General features: G+C 63.7%; 14 protein-coding genes. 7 read left to right on the top strand and 7 right to left on the bottom strand.

Features of this window, described 5'->3' with window-relative positions; translation table 11 throughout:
* Nucleotides 1-168 precede the first annotated feature (168 nt).
* The gene (locus tag ACMYR2_RS06930; protein ID WP_347264710.1) at nucleotides 169-1,557 is read right to left on the bottom strand and encodes an FAD-binding oxidoreductase; all 1,389 of its coding nucleotides are present in this window, start codon (nucleotides 1,555-1,557) and stop codon (nucleotides 169-171) included.
* 220 nt (nucleotides 1,558-1,777) lie between these two features.
* On the opposite strand from ACMYR2_RS06930, the gene ACMYR2_RS06925 reads away from it, so the two are divergent.
* Nucleotides 1,778-2,311: a histidine phosphatase family protein gene (locus ACMYR2_RS06925; RefSeq protein ID WP_347264711.1), complete on the top strand. Its 534-nt coding sequence runs from the start codon at nucleotides 1,778-1,780 to the stop codon at nucleotides 2,309-2,311.
* Between the two features lie 22 nt (nucleotides 2,312-2,333).
* On the opposite strand, the gene ACMYR2_RS06920 is transcribed toward ACMYR2_RS06925, so the two are convergent.
* Nucleotides 2,334-2,903: a hypothetical protein gene (locus tag ACMYR2_RS06920; protein ID WP_416194071.1), complete on the bottom strand. Its 570-nt coding sequence runs from the start codon at nucleotides 2,901-2,903 to the stop codon at nucleotides 2,334-2,336.
* Nucleotides 2,904-3,141: 238 nt separating this feature from the next.
* On the opposite strand from ACMYR2_RS06920, the gene ACMYR2_RS06915 reads away from it, so the two are divergent.
* The 3 genes from ACMYR2_RS06915 to ACMYR2_RS06905 all read left to right on the top strand — a co-directional run bounded on the left by ACMYR2_RS06915 (nucleotide 3,142) and on the right by ACMYR2_RS06905 (nucleotide 7,504).
* The gene (locus ACMYR2_RS06915) at nucleotides 3,142-3,576 is read left to right on the top strand and encodes a hypothetical protein (RefSeq protein WP_347264713.1); all 435 of its coding nucleotides are present in this window, start codon (nucleotides 3,142-3,144) and stop codon (nucleotides 3,574-3,576) included.
* Nucleotides 3,577-4,199: 623 nt separating this feature from the next.
* Nucleotides 4,200-5,336 (top strand): lysylphosphatidylglycerol synthase transmembrane domain-containing protein, encoded by a 1,137-nt coding sequence (locus ACMYR2_RS06910; RefSeq protein ID WP_416193911.1) that lies wholly within the window; start codon nucleotides 4,200-4,202, stop codon nucleotides 5,334-5,336.
* Between the two features lie 107 nt (nucleotides 5,337-5,443).
* Nucleotides 5,444-7,504 carry a hypothetical protein gene (locus ACMYR2_RS06905; protein WP_416193910.1) on the top strand — a complete coding sequence of 687 codons (2,061 nt, stop codon included), beginning with the start codon at nucleotides 5,444-5,446 and terminating at the stop codon, nucleotides 7,502-7,504.
* Nucleotides 7,505-7,701: 197 nt separating this feature from the next.
* Here the strand turns inward: ACMYR2_RS06905 and ACMYR2_RS06900 are convergent, their stop codons facing one another.
* From ACMYR2_RS06900 to ACMYR2_RS06890, 3 genes are all read right to left on the bottom strand, one after another.
* Nucleotides 7,702-8,730 (bottom strand): NAD(P)/FAD-dependent oxidoreductase, encoded by a 1,029-nt coding sequence (locus tag ACMYR2_RS06900; protein ID WP_416193909.1) that lies wholly within the window; start codon nucleotides 8,728-8,730, stop codon nucleotides 7,702-7,704.
* A gap of 264 nt (nucleotides 8,731-8,994) precedes the next feature.
* Nucleotides 8,995-9,315, bottom strand: coding sequence for a 2Fe-2S iron-sulfur cluster-binding protein (locus ACMYR2_RS06895; RefSeq protein ID WP_011314384.1), 321 nt, complete (start codon nucleotides 9,313-9,315; stop codon nucleotides 8,995-8,997).
* 107 nt (nucleotides 9,316-9,422) lie between these two features.
* Complete coding sequence (locus ACMYR2_RS06890) at nucleotides 9,423-9,800, bottom strand: Hpt domain-containing protein (protein WP_347263560.1); 378 nt, start codon at nucleotides 9,798-9,800, stop codon at nucleotides 9,423-9,425.
* Nucleotides 9,801-10,172: 372 nt separating this feature from the next.
* Here ACMYR2_RS06890 and ACMYR2_RS06885 point away from each other — a divergent pair, with 372 nt between their 5' ends.
* From ACMYR2_RS06885 to ACMYR2_RS06875, 3 genes are all read left to right on the top strand, one after another.
* The gene (locus tag ACMYR2_RS06885) at nucleotides 10,173-15,590 is read left to right on the top strand and encodes a methyl-accepting chemotaxis protein (RefSeq protein ID WP_416193908.1); all 5,418 of its coding nucleotides are present in this window, start codon (nucleotides 10,173-10,175) and stop codon (nucleotides 15,588-15,590) included.
* Between the two features lie 298 nt (nucleotides 15,591-15,888).
* Complete coding sequence (dgcA, locus tag ACMYR2_RS06880; protein ID WP_347263558.1) at nucleotides 15,889-16,890, top strand: N-acetyl-D-Glu racemase DgcA; 1,002 nt, start codon at nucleotides 15,889-15,891, stop codon at nucleotides 16,888-16,890.
* A 195-nt stretch (nucleotides 16,891-17,085) separates the two neighbouring features.
* Nucleotides 17,086-18,177, top strand: a complete 1,092-nt coding sequence (locus tag ACMYR2_RS06875) for a hypothetical protein (protein WP_347263557.1) — start codon at nucleotides 17,086-17,088, stop codon at nucleotides 18,175-18,177.
* A gap of 86 nt (nucleotides 18,178-18,263) precedes the next feature.
* Here ACMYR2_RS06875 and ACMYR2_RS06870 read toward each other — a convergent pair whose 3' ends face one another.
* Nucleotides 18,264-19,076 carry a UDP-2,3-diacylglucosamine diphosphatase gene (locus ACMYR2_RS06870; RefSeq protein WP_347263561.1) on the bottom strand — a complete coding sequence of 271 codons (813 nt, stop codon included), beginning with the start codon at nucleotides 19,074-19,076 and terminating at the stop codon, nucleotides 18,264-18,266.
* Nucleotides 19,077-19,138: 62 nt separating this feature from the next.
* The gene (gene thiD / locus ACMYR2_RS06865; protein ID WP_347263556.1) at nucleotides 19,139-19,951 is read right to left on the bottom strand and encodes a bifunctional hydroxymethylpyrimidine kinase/phosphomethylpyrimidine kinase; all 813 of its coding nucleotides are present in this window, start codon (nucleotides 19,949-19,951) and stop codon (nucleotides 19,139-19,141) included.
* Between the last annotated feature and the right edge of the window lie 59 nt (nucleotides 19,952-20,010).

Here is a 20,010-nt window from a genome sequence, read left to right as displayed (position 1 = left end):
GCAAGGTCAAACCTCGCCGCGGTCGGCAGACGACGTCGCAAGCTCCATGCCAACAGCAAAGAGACGTTGTTTCAGTGAGTTAGGATCTGGCCTTCGCCTCCGGCTCCGGAGCATTCTTGCCTCGCCCGGCAACTCTTGCCGGGAGACAGTCTTTCAGAGAGGCGTCGATCAGAGAGGCGTCGATTTGCGATCCGCCGCGTTGAGCCGCGCCTGCCGCTCCCGCGCCTTGATGCGCGCCCGCTCGCGATAGCGCGCCAGCGTGCCGGCGGCGGCGGAACGCGCCCGCATCGCCATGCCGATCGCATGGCCCGCCGCGCGTCCGGTCTTTCCGCCCGCCCAGACAAGTTCGAACGGCGCGAACAACCGCCAGCGATCGTCACGTTCCAGCATGCCGCGGGCGATCAGTTGCCCGGCCATCGCCGAGGTGCTCAGCCCCTGCCGGCCGAAACCGCTCGCCACCCAAAGCCCCGGTTGCAACTGGCCGACCTGCGGCATCCCGTGCACGGTCTGACCGATCGCGCCGCAGAAGACCTTCGCGATCTCGACCGCGCCAAGCTGCGGGAAGATCGTGCCGATCCGCCCGCGGATCGCCGCCTTCTGGCGATCCGGACGCGCCTCCCAGGTCGTTTCCGGGCTCGCCCACATCAGCCTGTCGCCATCGACGATCCGAAAATGATCGATGCCATCGGTGTCGATCACCGACCCCTGAAACGTCATCGCCTCGGCGAGCCGGCTTCCCAGCGGCGACGTGACCCCGGCATAACGCCAGACCGGCACCAGCGTATCGGACAAGCGCCGCAACGCGTCGCCGAGATGGACATTGCCCGCAAGCACGAGGTGGGACGCCCGCAGACGCGCCCGCGGCGTCACGATGCGTTTCCTGATCCCGAACGGATCAATGCCGATCACCGGGGTATCTTCGAAGATGCGGGCGCCGGCGTTGCGCGCAAGCTCGGCAAGGCCGTGAACATATCTGCGTCCGTCGATCTGGAAAGCGCGCGGATAGTGCACCGCATGAAAGTACCGGCCTGTGCGCAAGGTGTCGCGGACGCGATCGACCTGCCACCCCTCCACCTCGGTCGAAAAATCCTCGCTCAGCATCTGTAGATGACTGATGAGCCGCTCGCCGGCATCGACGTTGGAAACCTCGAGCACGCCTTCCGTGAGCCCGAGTCCTGGAATCCCGAGTCCCGGAATGGCTTGCTCAGCGGCATGGGCGCGAACATAATCGGCGCCCGCTCGCGACAGAGACCAGAGTTCGTACGCATCATTGAAACCGACGCGCGCGATCAGATCGGAAAGCGGAAGCGCATAGCCGGGCATCGCCGTGCCGAGATGATGACCGGACGCATTCCAGCCGACATGGCGGCCTTCGAGCACGACCACGTTCGCGCCGGTCCTCGCCGCCTCCAGCGCCACGGTGAGGCCGGCCAGCCCGCCGCCGACGACGCAGATCTCGACATCGAGATCGAACGTCAGCCGCCCGCGTCGCCGCGCCGGCACGGCGGACTCCGCGTCACCGGGACCATCGGCCGCAGCTGTGCTCTCGGAAGCCATCGCGTTTCCTACCACTGCCCCTGTGACCTGCGCCGTGCGACGTTGTAAACTAGAGCCTTTCCGCTTCTGATAGAATCAGAAGCGGGCTCTATGATTTTGTTTTAACGCGTTTTCTTCACGCGAACCGGATTCCACTTCGCTCGAAAACGCTATAGCCCGCTCGACTGATACCTGTATCCTGCAATCCGGGTCATGCTTACCCTCGAATCGAGTCAGCGTCATGCGCCGCCTTTTACTGCTTCGCCACGCCAAAACCGAACGCGATTCGCCCAGCGGAAGCGATCGGGACCGTCCGCTTGCCGCGCGCGGCAGGAACGACGCCGCCGAACTCGGCCTCTGGCTTGCCGGAGACCAGTCGCTGCTGCCCGATCTTGTGTTGATCTCGACAGCGGTGCGGGCGCGCGAGACCTGGGACATCGTTCGTCAGCGGTTCGCGGATCAAACGGCTCAGGGACCCGCCGAGCACCTGCCGGAACTTTACGGCGCCGAGGCCGTGCAACTCCTGACAATCATTCGTTCCGTCGCCCCCGATCATGAGCGCCTGATGATCGTCGGGCACAATCCCGGCCTGCACGAACTCGCGCTTCGCCTGATCGGAGGCGGCGACGCATCGGGGCGCGCGGCGCTCGCCGACAATCTGCCGACGTCGGGTCTCGCAATGATCGACTTTGCGGTCGAGATCTGGGACAGCGTCGCATTCGGAAGTGGACAACTCAAAAGATTCGTCAGCCCTAAACTGCTGAAGGAAGCCTGACCGCGCGGAGAGGAGCGACCGCTTACGGCAGCAAATCCCGCGGCAGCGCGTCGAAAGTGTAAGCGCGCGGCCTGTTGCGGCGCATGAAACGGCCGATCTGCCAGCCGAACAACGCAGACAGGCCGACGATGAACAACGCGCCCGCCCATTCGCCGGTCATGATCGCCCGCGCCAGCAGCGCCGTCATCGCTACGCAGAGCAGCGTCAGCACGCCCATGCCCGCAACGTAAAGCGCGGGGTTCAGGCCGCCCGCGAGCATGGCGCGCGCGCCATGCCCTGCGAGCCGCCGGTGCAGTTCGACGATGAAGGTGCGGTAGTCGTTGCTCTGCGCGTCCATCAGCGACAGGGTCCGCCAGGTGGTGGACATCACGATGATGCGTCCGCCGTCCCGGTGACTGATCTCGGTCCGAAATCGATGCGACTGCATCGACATCGGCCGGTAGGACATGCGCACGGCGACGATGTCCTCATAACGCCATCTCCCCGTCCGGCGGCCAACGCGCCACGATAGCCCGTCGTCCTCCAGCGCGAACCGATGCGCCGAACCGATCGCTGAGGCCCTATAGGCGTATCCGGCGCCGTCAGGCGGCATCTCGGGTGGCGGCGACACAATCAGGGACCCTTCGCACGGCGTGCGTTGTCTTGCCCGCGCTCTCTTGCTCGAAGCGCAGTTTCCATCCTATAGAGCGTTTTCAAGCGAAGTGGATGACCTGTTCGCGTGAAGAAAACGCGTCAAACCAAAATCATAGAGTCCGCTTCTTCTATCAGAAGCGGAAACACTCTGGCGTTTTCAAGCGAAATGGACGCCGGTTCGCGCGAAGAAAACACTGATGGCTGAGACCGTTCATTTTCCGCGCCATTTGATCGTCGGCGGGGCGATGGTGTCCGGCATACTGCTCGCTCTTGCCGTGCACATGCTGGGCGCTCAGATGGGTCTCGACCTCGGCCGCCTATGGCGTTCCGATACCGGGGAGTTCATGCCGGCGAGCGCGGCAATCGCATGGTGGCTGGTCGCAACGGCCAGCTTCTCCGGCAGCTATTTTGTCGCGACGCTGATGCGCAGCGCGGCGTCCAACCGCATTCAGCAGCGGCTCCGGCAGTTCCTGATCGCAATCGCCGTCCTGTTTCTGGCAGGCGCGGGACAGGCCGCCTCCGCGCCCAGCGCGGCGCCGACGCTCGCGAGTTTCATAACGGGCCTTGCCGTGCTCGGGCTCGGCGCGGCGATGGCTTTCTGCGGCGCTTACTTCACCCTGCGCAAGACCTGACATTCACAGCGCCCTTCTGCGTGGTGCTTCCCGGCCCGCGCGCTCCGGCACCGGTTGCCGGCACGCCGTGACGCTGCCATGCAGCAAGGCCAAACGATGGTTTCACGAATTGTTTCCCCTCGTAATACGCAATGTCACAGATCTGATGCATGAAGGCGATGCGTGAGGGGCCGTCGTTGCTTTTGAGTGTCGTCTGCAAGAACTTTCAAATCAGCGATGGAACACGGGGCCTCTTATGCCTATATGCACGGCCAATGATTACACTCGCTGCGACCGCCCGCAGCGGACGCGTATCCTGATGATTTTCAGATCGGTAAAGGCGGCGCCGCGTTCAGACCTGATGATCCGCCAAGGAGACCGTTTTGTGTTGAGAGTTTTTCGCGTATGAGAGACGGAACAGCCGCTTGCCTTCCCCTCTCCTCAATCGGCTTGAAACGTGTCGTGACCTGGTGTGGTGGTCAGAAATTGGCGTCATTGTCCCGGCGAGGCCGACGACGGCGTCTTCTGAATTCAGACACACCGGAATCAATGAGGTTACGAGTGTCTTTTGATTTCGAAGCTCGCCTTGGAAGCTACCGCAAGGCCATAAGACCCTCGAAATCGGGGCGCTAGCGGGAGGACGAATGGGTCGGCTGCTGACCGCGCTGCAGCGCGGCTTCAAGGAAAGGATTGGCTGGAAAGGGCTTGGCGTCATTGCAAGCCTCGTGATCATCGCTTTCGCGATCACTACCCTTATCCACACGCTCCAGGGTGTCGACACAGGTGTCATCCTGATCGCGCTGACGGAGAAGTCGCCCTATCTGATCGCCATGGCCGCGCTTTGCGTGGTCGGCGCGTTCTGCACCCTGACCTTCTATGATTTCTTCGCTGTGCGGACGATCGGCAAGGATCATATCCCTTATCGCGTGGCGGCGCTGGCCGCCTTCACGAGCTACACCATCGGCCACAACGTCGGCGCGACGGTCTTCACCGGCGGCGCGATCCGGTTTCGGATCTATTCGGACTATGGGCTGAACGCCATCGACGTCGCGAAAATATGCTTCATCTCCGGACTGACATTCTGGCTTGGCAACCTGTTTGTGCTCGGCATCGGCATGGCCTGGCATCCCTGGGCGGCGAGCGCGATGGACCTGCTGCCGCCGTCCGTCAACCGCCTGATCGCGTTCGGCTGCCTCGCCGGCATCGCCATCTATCTCACCTGGATCATCACCGGCCGCAACCGACGCGAACTCGGACAGAACGGCTGGAAGGTCGTGCTGCCGTCGGCGCCGCTGACCTTCGTGCAGATCCTGATCGGAGTCGTCGATCTCGGATTCTGTGCATTGGCGATGTATCTGTTGATGCCCGCGCATCCGGACATCGATTTCGTGTCGGTGGCGGTCGTCTTCATTCTGGCCACCCTGCTCGGCTTCGCCAGTCATGCGCCGGGAAGCCTCGGCGTGTTCGACGCGGCAATGCTGGTGGCGCTGCCGCAGTTCGGCAAGGAGCAGATGCTGGCGACGCTGCTGGTCTTCCGGATCCTCTATTTCATGATCCCGTTCGCGCTTGCCATCACCATCATGGGCACGCGCGAGTTGTGGTTCAACGTGGTGCAGCCCTGGCAGCGCCGCCGCAAGATCAACAATGGCAACGGCGACGTCAGCAATGACAACAACGACGACGACGCGCCCGGTCACGGCAACAGCGACAGTGAGAACGCATCGGATGAGGCGGCATCGCCGAAGCCGCACGCCGCCAGGTCGGCGGTCACGCAGGACTGAACCGGCGGGCCGCGGATTCAGGACTGCCCGCTGCAGTGCCTCGCGTCAGATCAGCACCCGTCCTTTTCGCTCTTATTTCCGCCAAAACCGTCGCGTCAAAACCGTACATGCTCCATGCCCGCGCCTGGTCCCTCATCGGAATCGTCCTGACAGTGCTCAGCGGCCTTGCTCCTGGAGGCCTTGCCGCGCAGCAGATCGCCGCGCCGCCGCTTTCCGGCGGCATCGCCGAAGCCAATCCCGCCGCCGCGGTCCCGGATCGAGCCGCCGGCGGAATGCGGATTTCATGGGAGGTCCGCAACCGTTTCCGGCTGTTTCGCGAGGAGCGGGACTTCCAGATTCATGTCGCCGCCGAAAGCAACCAGAGCATTCTCGCCGCCGAGCAGACGTTTGAACGGCAAAGCGACGGCCGCGGCTGGGCCCGCAACGCGGTGAACCGTCTTTGCATCGATCTCGGAGGGCACGTCAGCGAGCCCTGCACGCGCGACAACGTCAAGGAAAGCTATCTGACACCGACAGAGCATCCGGTCACGGTGCGTCTGACCGGCGCGGTTCCGGTCGGCGCCGTCTGCGCCTGGTCGTTCGACGACGGCGACAGCCCCCGCGGCACGACGCAGGACTGCGCCGAGCCGATCGACTTCCGCGCCCGCTACGGCCGCGCCACCAGCGCCACCGTCGATATCACAAGCGGCGACGCGCCGCAGCGCCTGGCGGCGCAGATCAAGGTGCGCGACATCCTCATCGCCGGCCTCGGCGACTCCATCGCCGCGGGTGAGGGAAACCCGGATCGCACCGTCCCGCTGTCGGACGAAGGCTTCTGCTTTCGCTCCTATCTCGGCGGCGCGGGGCGCGAATTCTACCGGCCGAGCCGCGCCGGCTACAAAGGCGGCCGGGCCTGCGGCACTTCCGGATCGCTGCAGAACTGGCAACAATACGGCGCGCTGTGGATGAACGCGGCCTGCCATCGCTCGCTCTACAGCTACCAGACCCGCGCCGCGCTCGCGCTCGCGGTGCGGTATCCGCACATCGCCGTGACCTACCTGCCGCTCGCCTGCACCGGCGCCAGCATTCCGGACGGGATGCTGGGTTCGCAACGCGCGCGTGAATGCCTGACCGCGAAGTCGTCGGCCAGGTGTCAAGGCACCGTCAACGGCCAGATCGCCCAGTTGCGCGAGGCGCTTGCAGCGGCCGGACATCGCCAACCGGAGCGCAAACTCGATCTCGTGCTGATGACCATCGGCGCCAACGACATCAACTTCTCCGGCCTCGTTTCCGACGTCATCGTCGATGCCGCGACCGAGCGCGCGCTGTTCAAACGCGGCGGACTGATCGGATCACTCGACGGTTCGCGATCGAATCTCGCGCACGACCTGCCGCAAGCCTTCGCCCGGCTGCGCGGCGCGTTGAGGCCGCTGCTGGACAACGACCTGTCCCGCGTCGTGTTCGTCTCCTATGCCAACCCGGCGCTGGCGAACGGCGGTACGCCCTGCCCCGGCGGCAAGGCAGGCTTCGACGTGCATCCGTCTTTCAACGCCGACCCCGGGCGACTCGCCACGGTCACGGACTACGTCCAGAACGAGTTCCTGCCGCGGCTGAAAGCGATTGCGTCGTGCCAGTCCGGCGTGATCTGCCGCGATCCCGCCACCGACCGCATGACCTTCGTCGAGACGCATCAGGCGGCTTTCACCGATCATGGATTTTGCGCGCGCGCGGACAGCGATCCTGAATTCGACCGCGAATGCTTCTCCGCGAAGGGGGACAGCTTTGTCGGCAGCCTCGTGGAGGCCCCGCATCAGCCTCTCGCTTGCGGCCGCGCGGCAAGCGCGTTCCGCGCCTATCTGCCCCGCGCGCGCTGGATCCGCGACGCCAACGACAGTTACTTCACGGCGATGACCTACCCGCAGGCGCAGTCCTCATCGATGCAGCCGTCCGACATCCATGACGCGACATGGGGCTTGCTTTCGGCGGTATACGGCGGCGCGATCCATCCGACCGCCGAGGGTCATGCGGCGATGGCGGACGCCGCGCTGCCGGCGATCGAGACGCAACTGCATCTCAACGCCGCCGATGCGGGTGATGTAACTGGTGAACCGCTGCCGCCGCTGACTACTCCGCCTTCGCCGGCACCCACCCCGCCAGCGGCAACCCCACCCGCACCGATGCAGCAGTAAGAGGAAACGTAGCGGCGTGAGCAGTTCCCCTTCTCCCCTTGCGGGAGAAGGTGGCGAGCCCGAAGGGTGAGCCGGATGAGGGGGCCGCTATAAAGCCCCTCCTCAGGATATCGGAAAAAGGACGGACACCGGGTCCAACCCGGTGATGATACTCAGGTGACGGCGCCGAAGACGATGCCGCGCACCGCAAGCCGGCCTCAATTCACCCCGAGCTTCTTCTGCAGGCTCGACGAAGAGGTCGTGTACTGAAACACCAGCCGCTTGTCCGGATAGACGTAGCGATGCGCCTTCTGCGCCATCAGCGCGCCCTCGTGGAAACCGGAGAGGATCAGCTTCAGCTTGCCGGGATAGGTGTTGATGTCGCCGATCGCGAAGATGCCGGGAACGTTGGTCTCGAACGAAGCAGTCTCGACCGGGATCAGATTGTTCTCGAGATGCAGACCCCAGTTCGCGACCGGGCCGAGCTTCATCGTCAGGCCGAAGAACGGCAGCATGGTATCGCAGCTGATCGCCGACATCGTATTGTCGCTGCCCTTCACCTGCGCGCCGGTGAGTTTTCCGTCCGCGCCTTCCAGCGCCGTGACCTGGCCGATCTTCAGATCCATCGTGCCGTCCGCGACCAGCTTGCGCATCTGCTCGACGCTGTGCGGCGCCGCGCGAAACTCGTCGCGCCGATGCAAAAGCGTAATGCGCTTCGCCAGCGGATGCAGATTGAGCGTCCAGTCGAGCGCGGAGTCGCCGCCGCCGACGATCAGAATCTCCTTGTCGCGGAACTGCTCCATCTTGCGCACCGCATAGAACACCGAGATGTTTTCATAGGCCTCGACGCCCGGCACCGGCGGCCGCTTCGGCTGGAACGAGCCGCCGCCTGCCGACACGACAACCACCTTGCACTCGAACACCTTGCCGGCGTCGGTGGTGACCCGAAATCCGGGGTCGCCGATTTTCTCGATGCTCTCCACCATCTCGTTGAGATGGAATGTCGGGTTGAACGGCTTGATCTGCTCCAGCAGAGCTTCGGTCAGCCCCTGACCGGTCACCAGCGGAATGCCGGGAATGTCGTAGATCGGCTTCTCCGGATAAAGCTCGGCGCACTGCCCGCCGATCTTGTCGAGGATGTCGACAAGATGCACCTTCATGTCGAGCAATCCCAGTTCGAACACGGCAAACAGTCCGCAGGGGCCCGCACCGATAATCAGCACATCCGTCTTGATCGCTTCGCTCATGTCAAAAAATCTTTTCCGTTGAAATCCCTGCGCCGGCAATATGGCCGCGCCGCTGCGTGGATATTCCTGACAGGTGTTCTTGCGCGAACGCACGTCCACCGCGCATCGCTATAACCAACTGGCCGGTTTGAGGAAAGCCTTAAACTGCCGCACCGCCTGGGCCGCTTTTAGCCCACGTCACGCAGGCCAGATCACGCGGGTCAAGTCACGCCGGATGCGGGCTTGTGGAGAGGAAAGCCCGACGCAGCCGGCCATGCAACAGGATCAAGCCTGCCGCTCCGGCACCGTCACCACGAGACCTTCGAGTTCGTCACTCACCTTGATCTGGCAGGATAATCGCGAGTTCGGCCGCACGTCGTAGCCGAAGTCGAGCATGTCCTCTTCCATCGGCGTCGGCTTGCCGACCTTCTCGGTCCATGCGTCGTCGATATAGACGTGACAGGTGGCGCAGGCGCAGGCGCCGCCGCATTCGGCCTCGATGCCGGGAACGGCGTTACGTATTGCGGCTTCCATGACGGTCGCGCCGTTCTCGACGTCAACAGTGCGGGTTTCGCCGGAATGGTCGACAAAGTTGATCTTGGTCATAGGGTGCGGTGCCGCCGAACAGATTATTGATAATGAGGAGGTTCGGCTGTCCTATAACGAAACGATCGGGCCAACGCCAGCGGTCGGCGCAAAAAGGGAGATATTCTTCAAGATCGCAACAGGATCGCACGGATTGCCTGGCAGGCCTGGCTGACGGCGTCATCCAGCATCGCCCGCGGCTCCGCCGGATCGGCGCCGCTGCGGAGCGCGATTTCCAGATCGGAGGCGGCGGCGGCGACGTGAATCGCCCCTATCGCCCGCGCCGAGCCCTTCAGCCTGTGCGCCAGCATCGCGGCATTCGGCGGAAGCCGCGCCAGCGAAACGACCAGCTCGGCGGCCTGACCGGCAAACATCGTCAGAACCTCCCGTTCGAGACCGTCATCACCGAGCGTCATGCGATGAAGATGATCGAAATCAATCGGTCCGTTCTCCGGAACCAAAGGTGGCGAAGGCATCCAGGCGACCTGTCCACAGAAAAACGACATTGCTGCTATCCGGACAATCCGCCGGGGCTGGCCTGCCTCGCGGAATCCCCGCCAGCCAATCACGGAACTGGTTAACAGAACGTTTCATGTACGAGCCGGCCTTCCGCCTGATTTCGGTCAAATTCGGCCCGCCTCCCCGTTACTTCGCGGCGATCGAACGGCTGACGGCGCCGGTCGTTAACGATGATTAAGATTGTATTAATCACGACCATTTCATTCGAGACGCTAAGCAAATAGGATGTTGGGGGGAATGACCGACAACGGGCGGTGGCGATCGCCGCGCCTGGAACCAGCTTGGGGCTCGGGTCGGCGACCGGACTTGCAGCGGCGGCGCAAACTTGCGGGTTGCGTAACACGAGGGCGTGGACTGAGATGGCGAACAATCCCAAGAAGGTCAAAGATCCGACGGAAGTCGCTCTCTCCGCCATACAGGAGGCGCTGAGCGTCGGCGAGACATCCGCCGTGGACCTGGATCAGGTCGCGGCCGGTCACGACGGCGTCCCGCCGATCCCGCCCGCCGGCCATGGGGAGAACCGATCCGGCGCCCATGCCATAGATCGACATGCCCCGATAGATCGACAGATCCCTGACCCCGCTGAAGGATCCCATTTCGCGCGACGCCCCGCCAATGACGACCGCGAAACGATCGGCCAGATCCTTCAGACCCTCCAGAAGAGCAGTCCGTCCCGCAACGTCTACACGCTGGCAACGGTGTTCGCCGGCATCTGGATTCTTGGCGCCGGCCTCCTGACGATCAGCTTTCTACCGTCGCTGCAGGCGGCCCTTGGCCAGGGCAGCGGCGGGATGCTCGCTCTCGCGGGGCTGATCGCCTTGTTTTTCGCTCCCGTGCTGCTGTTCTACTTTCTGGCCCATATGGCGTGGCGCGGCCAGGAATTGCGCATGATCGCGCAATCAATGGCCCAGATGGCGATCCGGTTCTCCGAGCCGGAAGGCCTGGCCAGCGATTCGGTGGTGACCGTCGGTCAGGCGATCCGGCGCGAGGTCGCCGCGATGGGCGACGGCGTCGAGCGCGCCATTGCCCGCGCCGGCGAACTGGAAGCCCTGGTCGCCAACGAAGTCGCCGCGCTGGAACGCGCCTATTCCGACAACGAGGTGCGGATTCGCGCTTTGCTTCAGGATATCGCCCATCAGCGGGACAACCTCGTCGGCCAGGCCGAGCAGGTCCGCAACGCGATCTCGGGTGTCCAGATCGATCTGCGGCATGACATCGAATTGATCAGCGACGCCATCGCCTCGCGCGTCGAGGAAGTCGCGAAAGGCATCACCGGCGCGCTGGAAGAGCGCGGCGAACACATCACGACGGCGCTGGGCAATGCCGGCGACAACATGATCTTCGCGCTCGGCGAACGAGGCGGCGACCTGCTCGACCGGCTGGAGGAAGCCAGCTCCGAGACCGCTCGCGCCGTTCTGGACGCCAGCGAGCGCCTGACCAGCAGCCTTAATTTCAAGACCGGTCACGTCCACGACGAATTCGTCGATCTGGCCGATCGCGTCCATGACATGCTGAACGAACGGATCGACCGGATCACGGGCGAATTCGAGCAGAAATCGGCATCCATCGTCGACAGCATTTCGGACCGCACCGAGCAGGTCCACGACGCGCTGAAAAATTCCAGCGAATCCCTGCTGCTGGAGCTCGAACTTCGCGGCAGCGACCTTGCCAGCAAGGTCGACGATGCGGGCAATCGGCTGGCAAGCCGGATTTTGTCGTGCGGCGACAAGGCGAGCGAAGCGCTCGACGTCACCGTCAACAGCCTGGTGGCCAACGTCGTCAGCCAGACCGAAACCGCGCACGATACGCTCAGCCTGCAGATGAACGCGTTCGATCAGCTGGTGAAGGACCAGGGCGCTGAACTCGCGGAGAAGTTCGCGCGCGACAGCGGAACGCTGGGCGCTCTGATCACCCGCCACATCTCGGAGTTTGATCGCACGGTGAAGACCTTCGGCGCGGAGATCGTCGACCGCCTTGGGCAGCGCACCGAAGATATCGCGCAGAGCATGAAGAACTATGTCGATACCTTCGATACGCGACTGACTTCCAACGGAGGGGAGATCAGCGCGGTGCTGGATCAGCACCTGGCGAGATTCGAAACCTCGCTGCGGTCGCGCGTCACCAATCTTGATTCCGCGTTCGACGCCAGGATCAAGTCGTTCGACGAATCCGTCAACGGCCGCCTGAAAACGCTGGAGCATATCTTCAATACGCGCGCGCAATCGGTGACGGCGACGATCGACAGCCGCCTCGTCACCCTCACCTCGTCGCTGTCCGATGGGGCCGCTCATGCGATCGGCTCGATCGAGAGTCGCCTGAACCACCTGACGATATCTCTGACCGAAGGCGCGACGCAGGCCGTCGTGGCGCTTGAAGGGCGCATCTCAGGGGTGACCGAGGCCATCGACGGCCGCAGCGCGGACCTCGCGGATACCATCACGGCGCGGTTCCAGGAAATCCATCAAGGCCTCGACGAGCGCGTGAGCTTTGTCGCGACCGCGATCGACACGCGGGTCGCGCAGTTCGAGGATCTGCTCGGATCGCGAGTCGAAGCCGTGGCGGGCCGCTTCGAATCGAGCGGGCGCGAGGCCAGCGACATCCTGCTGGCGCGCGCCGAGGAGCTGTCGTTCGGCATCAAGTCGCATGTCGAGGATGCGGAACGTTCGCTGACCAATCTGATCGTCAATACGAGCGAAACCATTCAGACCGGCACCCGCTCCGCCCAGCAGGCCCTGCTTTCCATTTCAACCGATGTGGGCGCTCAGCTTCAACTGACCTCGACCGAAGTCGAGCGCGCCCTGACCACCGCCGGAACAGCGGCGGCGGGCTCCATTCTCAACAGCGCCCGCGAGGCGCAGACGACGCTGATCAACTCGTCCGCGGAGACCGCAGATCAGGTCAAATCCCTGTCAGCGGAGATCGAGCGGACACTGACCGCCGCCGGTGCCAACACGGCGGATTCAGTTCTCGCCGGCGCGCGCGCGGCGCACACCACGCTGGTTTCCGCGTCATCCGATGCCGCGGATCAGGTCAAATCGCTCGCCAGCGAGATCGAGCGCACGCTCTCGACAGTCGGCTCCGACGTCGAACGCATGCTGTCCGCGGCCGGAACGTCGACCGCTGACACCGTCCTGTCGAGCGCGGTGGAGGCTCAGACCACGCTCGTCAAGGCTTCGACCGACACCGCAAACCAGGTCAAATCGCTCGGAAACGACATCGAGCGGACATTGACGGCGGTGGGCGCCGATACCGCCACCGCCATTCTCAACAGCGCCCGCGAAGCCCAGGGAACACTCACCACCACCTCGGCCGAGGCCGTCAGTCAGGTCAAGTCGCTTGCAAGCGACATCGAGCAGACCTTGGCGACAGTGAGCACAGGCACCGCCGCCGCCATTCTCAACAGCGCGCGCGAAGCCCAGAGCACTCTCACCTCCACCTCGGCCGACACCGCAAGGCAGGTCAGATCGCTCGCAAGCGACATCGAGCAGACCTTGACCACAGTGGGCGCCGATACCGCCGCCGCCATTCTCAACAGCGCGCGCGAAGCCCAGACCACCCTCACCTCCACCTCGGCCGATACCGCAAGCCAGGTGAAATCGCTTGCAAGCGACATCGAACAGACGCTGACGACGGTGGGCGCCGAGACCGCGGCCGCGCTTCTCGGCAGCGCACGGGAGGTCCAGGGCACGCTTGTCGCCGCTTCCGCCGACTCGGCCAATCAGGTGAAGGTGATCTCGTCGGACATCGAACGCACGCTGCACGCCGCCGCGGCGAACACCACCGAAATCATTCAGGCGAGCGCACAGAATGCGCAAACCTCCCTTGTCTCGGCGTCGAACGAAATCAGCATCAAGGTCAAGTCGGTATCGACCGACGCCGAGCGCTTGATCTTCGCGGCAAGCGGAAGCTTCGGCACCACGATCACCGGAAAAACGGACGAGATCGTCAACTACGTCCAGCAGCAGACCGACCGCCTTTCACAGATGCTCGACAGCAAACGGGGGTCTTTGATCGAGGCTCTCGGAAGCAAGGCCGACCAGCTCAACTCCGATATCGGCCGCGTCACCGACGACGCCCTCAAGACGATCGAGGCCAAGGGCGAGAACTTCTCTCAATCGATCGCCGCCAATGGCTCCAACGTGGTCCGCACCATCACCAGCGCGGGTGAACTCGCGACGGGCGCGATCAGCAAATCCCTGAAGGATCTCGAGGAGGCATCCCGCTCCGCCATCGACCAGTCCCGGCAGGCATCCATCGCCGCCGTCACGGAGATGCAGGAAACCAGCAAGATGCTGCGCACCGATACGGTTGCGCTGTTCGAGCGGCTGCGCGAAGGCAACATCCTTCTTCAGGAGGTTCTCACCGGGGCGCACGAAAATCTCAACTCGCTGGAGCGCACGCTCGTCACGCGCGTCGCCGACTTCGTATCCACGATGAGGGAGGTTACCTCACAGAGCGGCATCGCGACCCAGTCACTTGAGGACCAGTTGACGACGTTCAACACCAAGACATCAAAGGCCCTCGATGATCTCGGCTCATTGTCGACCCAGTTCGAGACACATGGAAAGGCTTTGATCGAAGCTGCCGCGCGTGTCGAGCAGAGCAACCAGAAAACCACGACCTCGGTCGAGGAGCGCAAGTCGGCGCTGGAATCGCTCGTGACAACGATCGACTTGCGAACGACCGACTTCGACCAGCGGCTGACCCGTTTTACCAGCTTGCTGGATGAATCGCTCGCCGCCGCCGAAGAGCGCGCCCGCGATATCGCGCGGGTGGTGGCCGAAACCGCCGGCGCGGGATCAGCCGCGATCAACAGTCAGTTCGAAGCCGTGCGGGCGGCGGCCGAGAACGAACGCCGCCTGACATCGGAGTCGATGACCGAGATTTGCAAGAAAGCCGGCCAGGAAGCGGAATCGATGCTCCGGCAATCCGCCGACAGGTTCGCCGCGCTGGTGCAGAGCATGAAGCAGATGACGGCCGAAATGCACAGGGAACTGGAGACGACGCGCGGCGAGCTTCGCCGGGGCGTGCTCGAGATGCCTCAGGAGGCGGCGGAGAGCACCGCTCAAATGCGCAAGGTGATCGTCGATCAGATCGAAGCGCTTGCCGAGTTGAACCGGATCGTCGCACGTCATGGTCATGGGTTCGACGTCGTCAGCAGCGGACGTTCCAGTTCGCAGCGCGAGGCAGAGCCGGCGATGGCCGCCGCCGGCCGGAGCGCGGCAACGGCACGCTCCGCGGCGCGCATGCGCGATACCGGCAATACGCCCACCCCGGCGCCGGATCCGGGCGCGCAGCCGGCCCGCCGCGCGGATCAGACGGCCAAGCCGCCGGTCGCGGACGATAACGGGGACGGCTGGCTTTCGGATTTGCTGAACCACGCCGATACGGCCGAGCGCGACGTCCCTCGGGGACGACAGGCATCACCCGCCGCGGCTGCCAATCCGCTCGATTCCCTGTCGCTCGATATCGGCCGCCTGATGGACCGCAAGCTTGTCGGCGAGATGTGGGACCGCTATCAGCGCGGCGAACGCAAGGCCTTCACCAAGCGGCTCTACACGCCGGCTGGTCAGAAGGCGTTTGACGAAGTCGCCCGCAAGTATCGCACCGACCGTGCTTTCAAGCAGACGGCGGATCGCTACGTCGCCGAGTTCGAACGGCTGCTGGACGAGGTGGCGCGTGACGAGCGGGAACCCTCGGTGATACGCGATCATCTGATATCGGAGACCGGGCTGGTCTATACCCTGCTTGCTCATGCGGCGGGACGGCTGGCATAGCCTGCGCTTCGCCGGGCCAGCAAACGGAGGTTTCACTTCCGTTTGCTGACGACAACAGGCCGATGAGATCGCGATCCCGATGATCGACCCGCGGCTGATGTCGCGGAAGGGTGTCGTCAATAACGCCGCGGCACGGCGGCCGCACCGCGCCTTGCGCAACCGCGTCCAGTGTGGGATCGTCGGCCAACATCAGTTCCGCACAGCATCTCCGCTGACATGATGCGGAACGTCAGCGCCGGCTCGTTGGATTTATCTTTCCCCGACACGACCGGCTTGCGGTGCATTCGGACCTGCCAGCTTGGATACATTGTCGAACGACATAACCACGCTTCGGTGCCACATCGAACGATGGCCAATCGCGGGGAGTTTCAGGATCAGCCGGGGCGCCAAGACCGAAGCGATCGTGGTTGTCGCCGAAATCAGCCGCAGCGGTCACACCGGACGCGGAGAATGCGTTCCATATGCTCGTTATGGTGAAACGCCCGAGGGTGTTCTCGCCGCCATCCTCGGGATGCAGAAGTCTCTCGCCGCGGGTCTGGATCGTCGATCACTCGCATCCGCGATGCCGGCCGGCGCGGCACGCAACGCCCTGGACTGCGCGCTGTGCGATCTGGAGGCCAAATGCGGCGGCCAGCGGATCTGGACATTACTGAACCGTCCGGCCCCCTCTCCTCGCTCCACGGCCTACACGATCTCGCTCGGCTCGCCCGAGACCATGGCGGCGGCGACCGCGCGAGCATCGCGCCGGCCTCTCCTTAAGATCAAACTCGGCGGCGACGGCGACCCCGAGCGCATCGCCGCCGTTCGCAAACAGGCTCGCGAATCAGAGTTGATCGTCGACGCCAACGAATCATGGACTCCCCATAATCTGGAGCGAAACCTCGCAGCCTGCGAGGCCGCAGGCGTCACGCTGGTCGAACAACCCCTTCCCGCGGGCAACGACGAAGCGCTGGCGCGCATTCGCAGACCTATCGCCGTGTGCGCCGATGAAAGCGCCCATGACCGTGCATCACTCGACAGCCTTCGCGAACGCTACGACGCCATCAACATCAAGCTCGACAAGACCGGCGGCCTGACCGAAGCGCTGGCCATGGCGGACGCGGCCCGGGCGCTGCGTTTCGAGATCATGATCGGCTGCATGGTCGCGACTTCGCTGTCGATGGCGCCCGCCATGCTGATCGCGCAGCATGCCCGTTTCGTCGACCTCGATGGGCCGCTGCTGCTGGCTCGCGATCGTGACGACGGCCTTCGCTATGACGGCAGCACAATCTACCCGCCCGACGCGGCGCTCTGGGGCTGATCCACCGGGCGCTCATAGGACGCCGGAAGACGCCGCGCCGGCAAGCTTTCGGGAGCGGCAAACAGCGAAGCACCCGCGGCCCGGAACATCGCGAATGGGGATTTCTGATTCGGATCGCGTCAATTCAATTGCGATTCAGGCCGGATCATGGTGATCGTTACAGCAACGCGAAATGATTTACGCGATGAGTTTGCCATGGCCGATGAAGCTTTCGCCCTGTCGCCGATTTCCGCCAGCGCTGCGCCGCTTGGCGAGGCGGATTTCGACGCCATCCGCGAAGCCTTCATGGAGACATCGAGAGGCCGTTGGTTTCTTGCCGAGTACGCCAGGCGCAACCGCAGCGCCGACACGGCGATGGTGCTCGATGCCGTCGCGCGCATCGAGCAAACGATCGAGTCTCAACAGCAGGCGACGCCCGCCGACGCATTGCCGAAGGCGCTCGCCGCCATCAGGAAAAGTCTCATTGAGGCCAGGACCTCCGCTACTGCGGCGCTCGACAAAAGTGTCATGAACGATGCACTCGCCCCGATCCAGAAAGGCGTGCGCATCATTCGCGAAATCTCCTGGCGTTGGCGCGAGATCGGCGGAGACAGCCGGATTTGCGATATTCTCGATTCGCAGGCCGGCGCAATCGAGAACGCTCATTCGCAGCTTGCCGCCAGAGACGATATGGCGGCGCTGCATTCGGCGTTCAGCGTGATCGAGACCACGCTCGACGAATTATGGGACTGCCCGGCCTCCACGGCCTCCCCGTCCCGATCCGATACCGCGCCGCCGGAGACTAGCAGCGAGATCGCCGCCTTATCCGAAGAACCGCCGTCTCAGTCGCTGGCAGTGGCGGACGCTGTCGCCGACGAATCAGAGACGGTAGCCGCTGCTGCACCCGACGCGCCGGTCGATGCCGCCGGCGAATCGATGGTGGCAAACCATGGCGAAGACGCACCCGCCGCCGAGGTCAGTGAACAGGACATGGCGCACGACGACGCCGTGCTCGACATGATCGCGCTTGAGATGGGTGCGCCTGATCCCGAAGAACCCGAGACGGGCCTTGCCAATATTGAAAGACTGGAAACTCCCGATCTGGTGCCGGATCCCGAACCGATCGCGGACAACCCGAGCGAGCATCCTGATCGCGAACCCGAGGCGAGTTCCGAGAACCCCGCACCATCATCACTTGGCGCCTCGCTGCTGGCGAGCGGAGTTGTCTCGAGTCCCACGCCGCGCTCCGATCCGATGGCTCCGTTCAGGCGCATGACGCAGGCGGAAAAGATTGCGTTCTTTTCCTGACCTCTGTCTTCCCATCGCGGATTTTCTGTAGCGTTTTCGAGCGAAGCGGATAACCGGTTCGCGTGAGGAAAACGCGCCCATGAAAATCACGCCGCCTGCGCGCTTATGGGCAATACGGGCGACGAATGGGGCAACGGATCGGCCCATGTGATGATCTCAAACCGGCCGTCCTCGTGTTCGGCAAGCGCGGTGCAACTCTCCACCCAGTCGCCGCAGTTCATGTAGCGGATGCCGTGCTCGTTGCGAATCGTGGCGTGATGGATATGGCCGCAGATCACGCCGTCGGCGCCGTGACGACCCGCCTCACTGGCGAGCGTCTGCTCGAACGCGCCGATGTAATTCACCGCGTTCTTCACCTTGAACTTGGCCCATTTCGAGAGCGACCAGTACGGGAATCCGAATGAGCGGCGGAACGCGTTGACGAGGCGATTGACCCGGATGGCGAAATCATAGGCCTTGTCGCCGAGCAGGGCGAGCCACCGCGCGTTCTGAACCACCAGGTCGAAGATGTCGCCATGGATAACGAGATAGCGCCGCCCGTCAGCGCCGGTGTGGATCGCGTTCTCGACGACCTCGATGCCGCCGAAATGCGTTCCGTAGTATGATCTCAGAAATTCATCATGATTGCCGGGCACGTAGATGACCGTCGCGCCCTTGCGCGCCTTGCGCAGCATTTTCTGGACGAAGTCATTGTGCGACTGCGGCCAGTACCAACTCGACTTCAGCGCCCAGCCATCGACGATGTCGCCGACCAGATAGATCGTGGCGGCATCATGATACTTGAGAAAATCCAGAAGTTGATCAGCCTGGGAACCGCTGGCGCCGAGATGAACATCGGAGATGAAGAGAGTCCGGAACCGGCGATCCGGCTTGACATCATCCATCGCATAGCTCCCCATGAGCATGGGGTAACATGCCGCCATGACAAGGCCATGACAGGCGCCACCGGATGGCTGCACCGTCAGAAATGAAAACGCTCGAACTCGTGAAAATGATGGATCGGTCCGTGGCCGCGACCGATGTTGAGCCGGTCGGCGGCCGCGATCGCCGCCGTGACATAAGCCTTCGCCGTGCGCACGGCGGTTTCCATGCCGTCGCCTTTGGCCAGACCCGCAACGATGGCTGACGACAGCGAACAGCCGGTGCCATGGGTGTTTTTTGTGGCGGCACGCGGAGCGGTAAACGTCATCACCTCCTGACGGGTGACAAGATAATCGATGCTCTCGGGGCCCTGCATGTGCCCGCCCTTGATCAAGACCGCCGCACAGCCGAACTCCAGCAACCGCTGACCCTGCCGCACGATGCCGGTCTCTTCCCCGGCGACGGGTTCGTCGAGCAGCACCGCGGCCTCCGGCAGGTTTGGCGTCAACAGCTGCACGCGCGGAACAAGCTTGCTGCGCAAAGCCTCGATCGCATCGGACTCCAGCAGATGTGCTCCCGAGGTCGCGACCATCACCGGATCGAGCACCACACGCGCCGGTGTCCAGCGCGACAGGCCGGCGGCGATGGCATCGATAACGGCGGCGTGGGCAACCATCCCGATCTTGAGGGCTCCGACATCGAGATCGCCGAACACGGCATCGATCTGCGCGGTCACGAAATGCGCAGGAACGTGGTGGATCGCGGCGATGCCTTGCGTGTTCTGCGCGGTCAGCGCCGTAATGACCGACGCTCCGTAGACACCAAGCGCGGCGAATGTCTTGAGGTCGGCCTGGATTCCCGCGCCGCCGCTGGAATCAGAGCCAGCGATGGTCAAGGCAACAGGGACTGTCATCATCACCTCACGTCAAGTCGTTCTTCGCGCATAACGCTATCAGGCCACGTCAGCATGAT

The organism is Nitrobacter sp. TKz-YC01 (assembly GCF_047824785.1).
Taxonomy (GTDB): Bacteria; Pseudomonadota; Alphaproteobacteria; order Rhizobiales; family Xanthobacteraceae; genus Nitrobacter.
The sequence above is the reverse complement of the archived record's forward strand: the minus strand, read 5'-3'. Positions and strand labels throughout refer to the sequence as shown.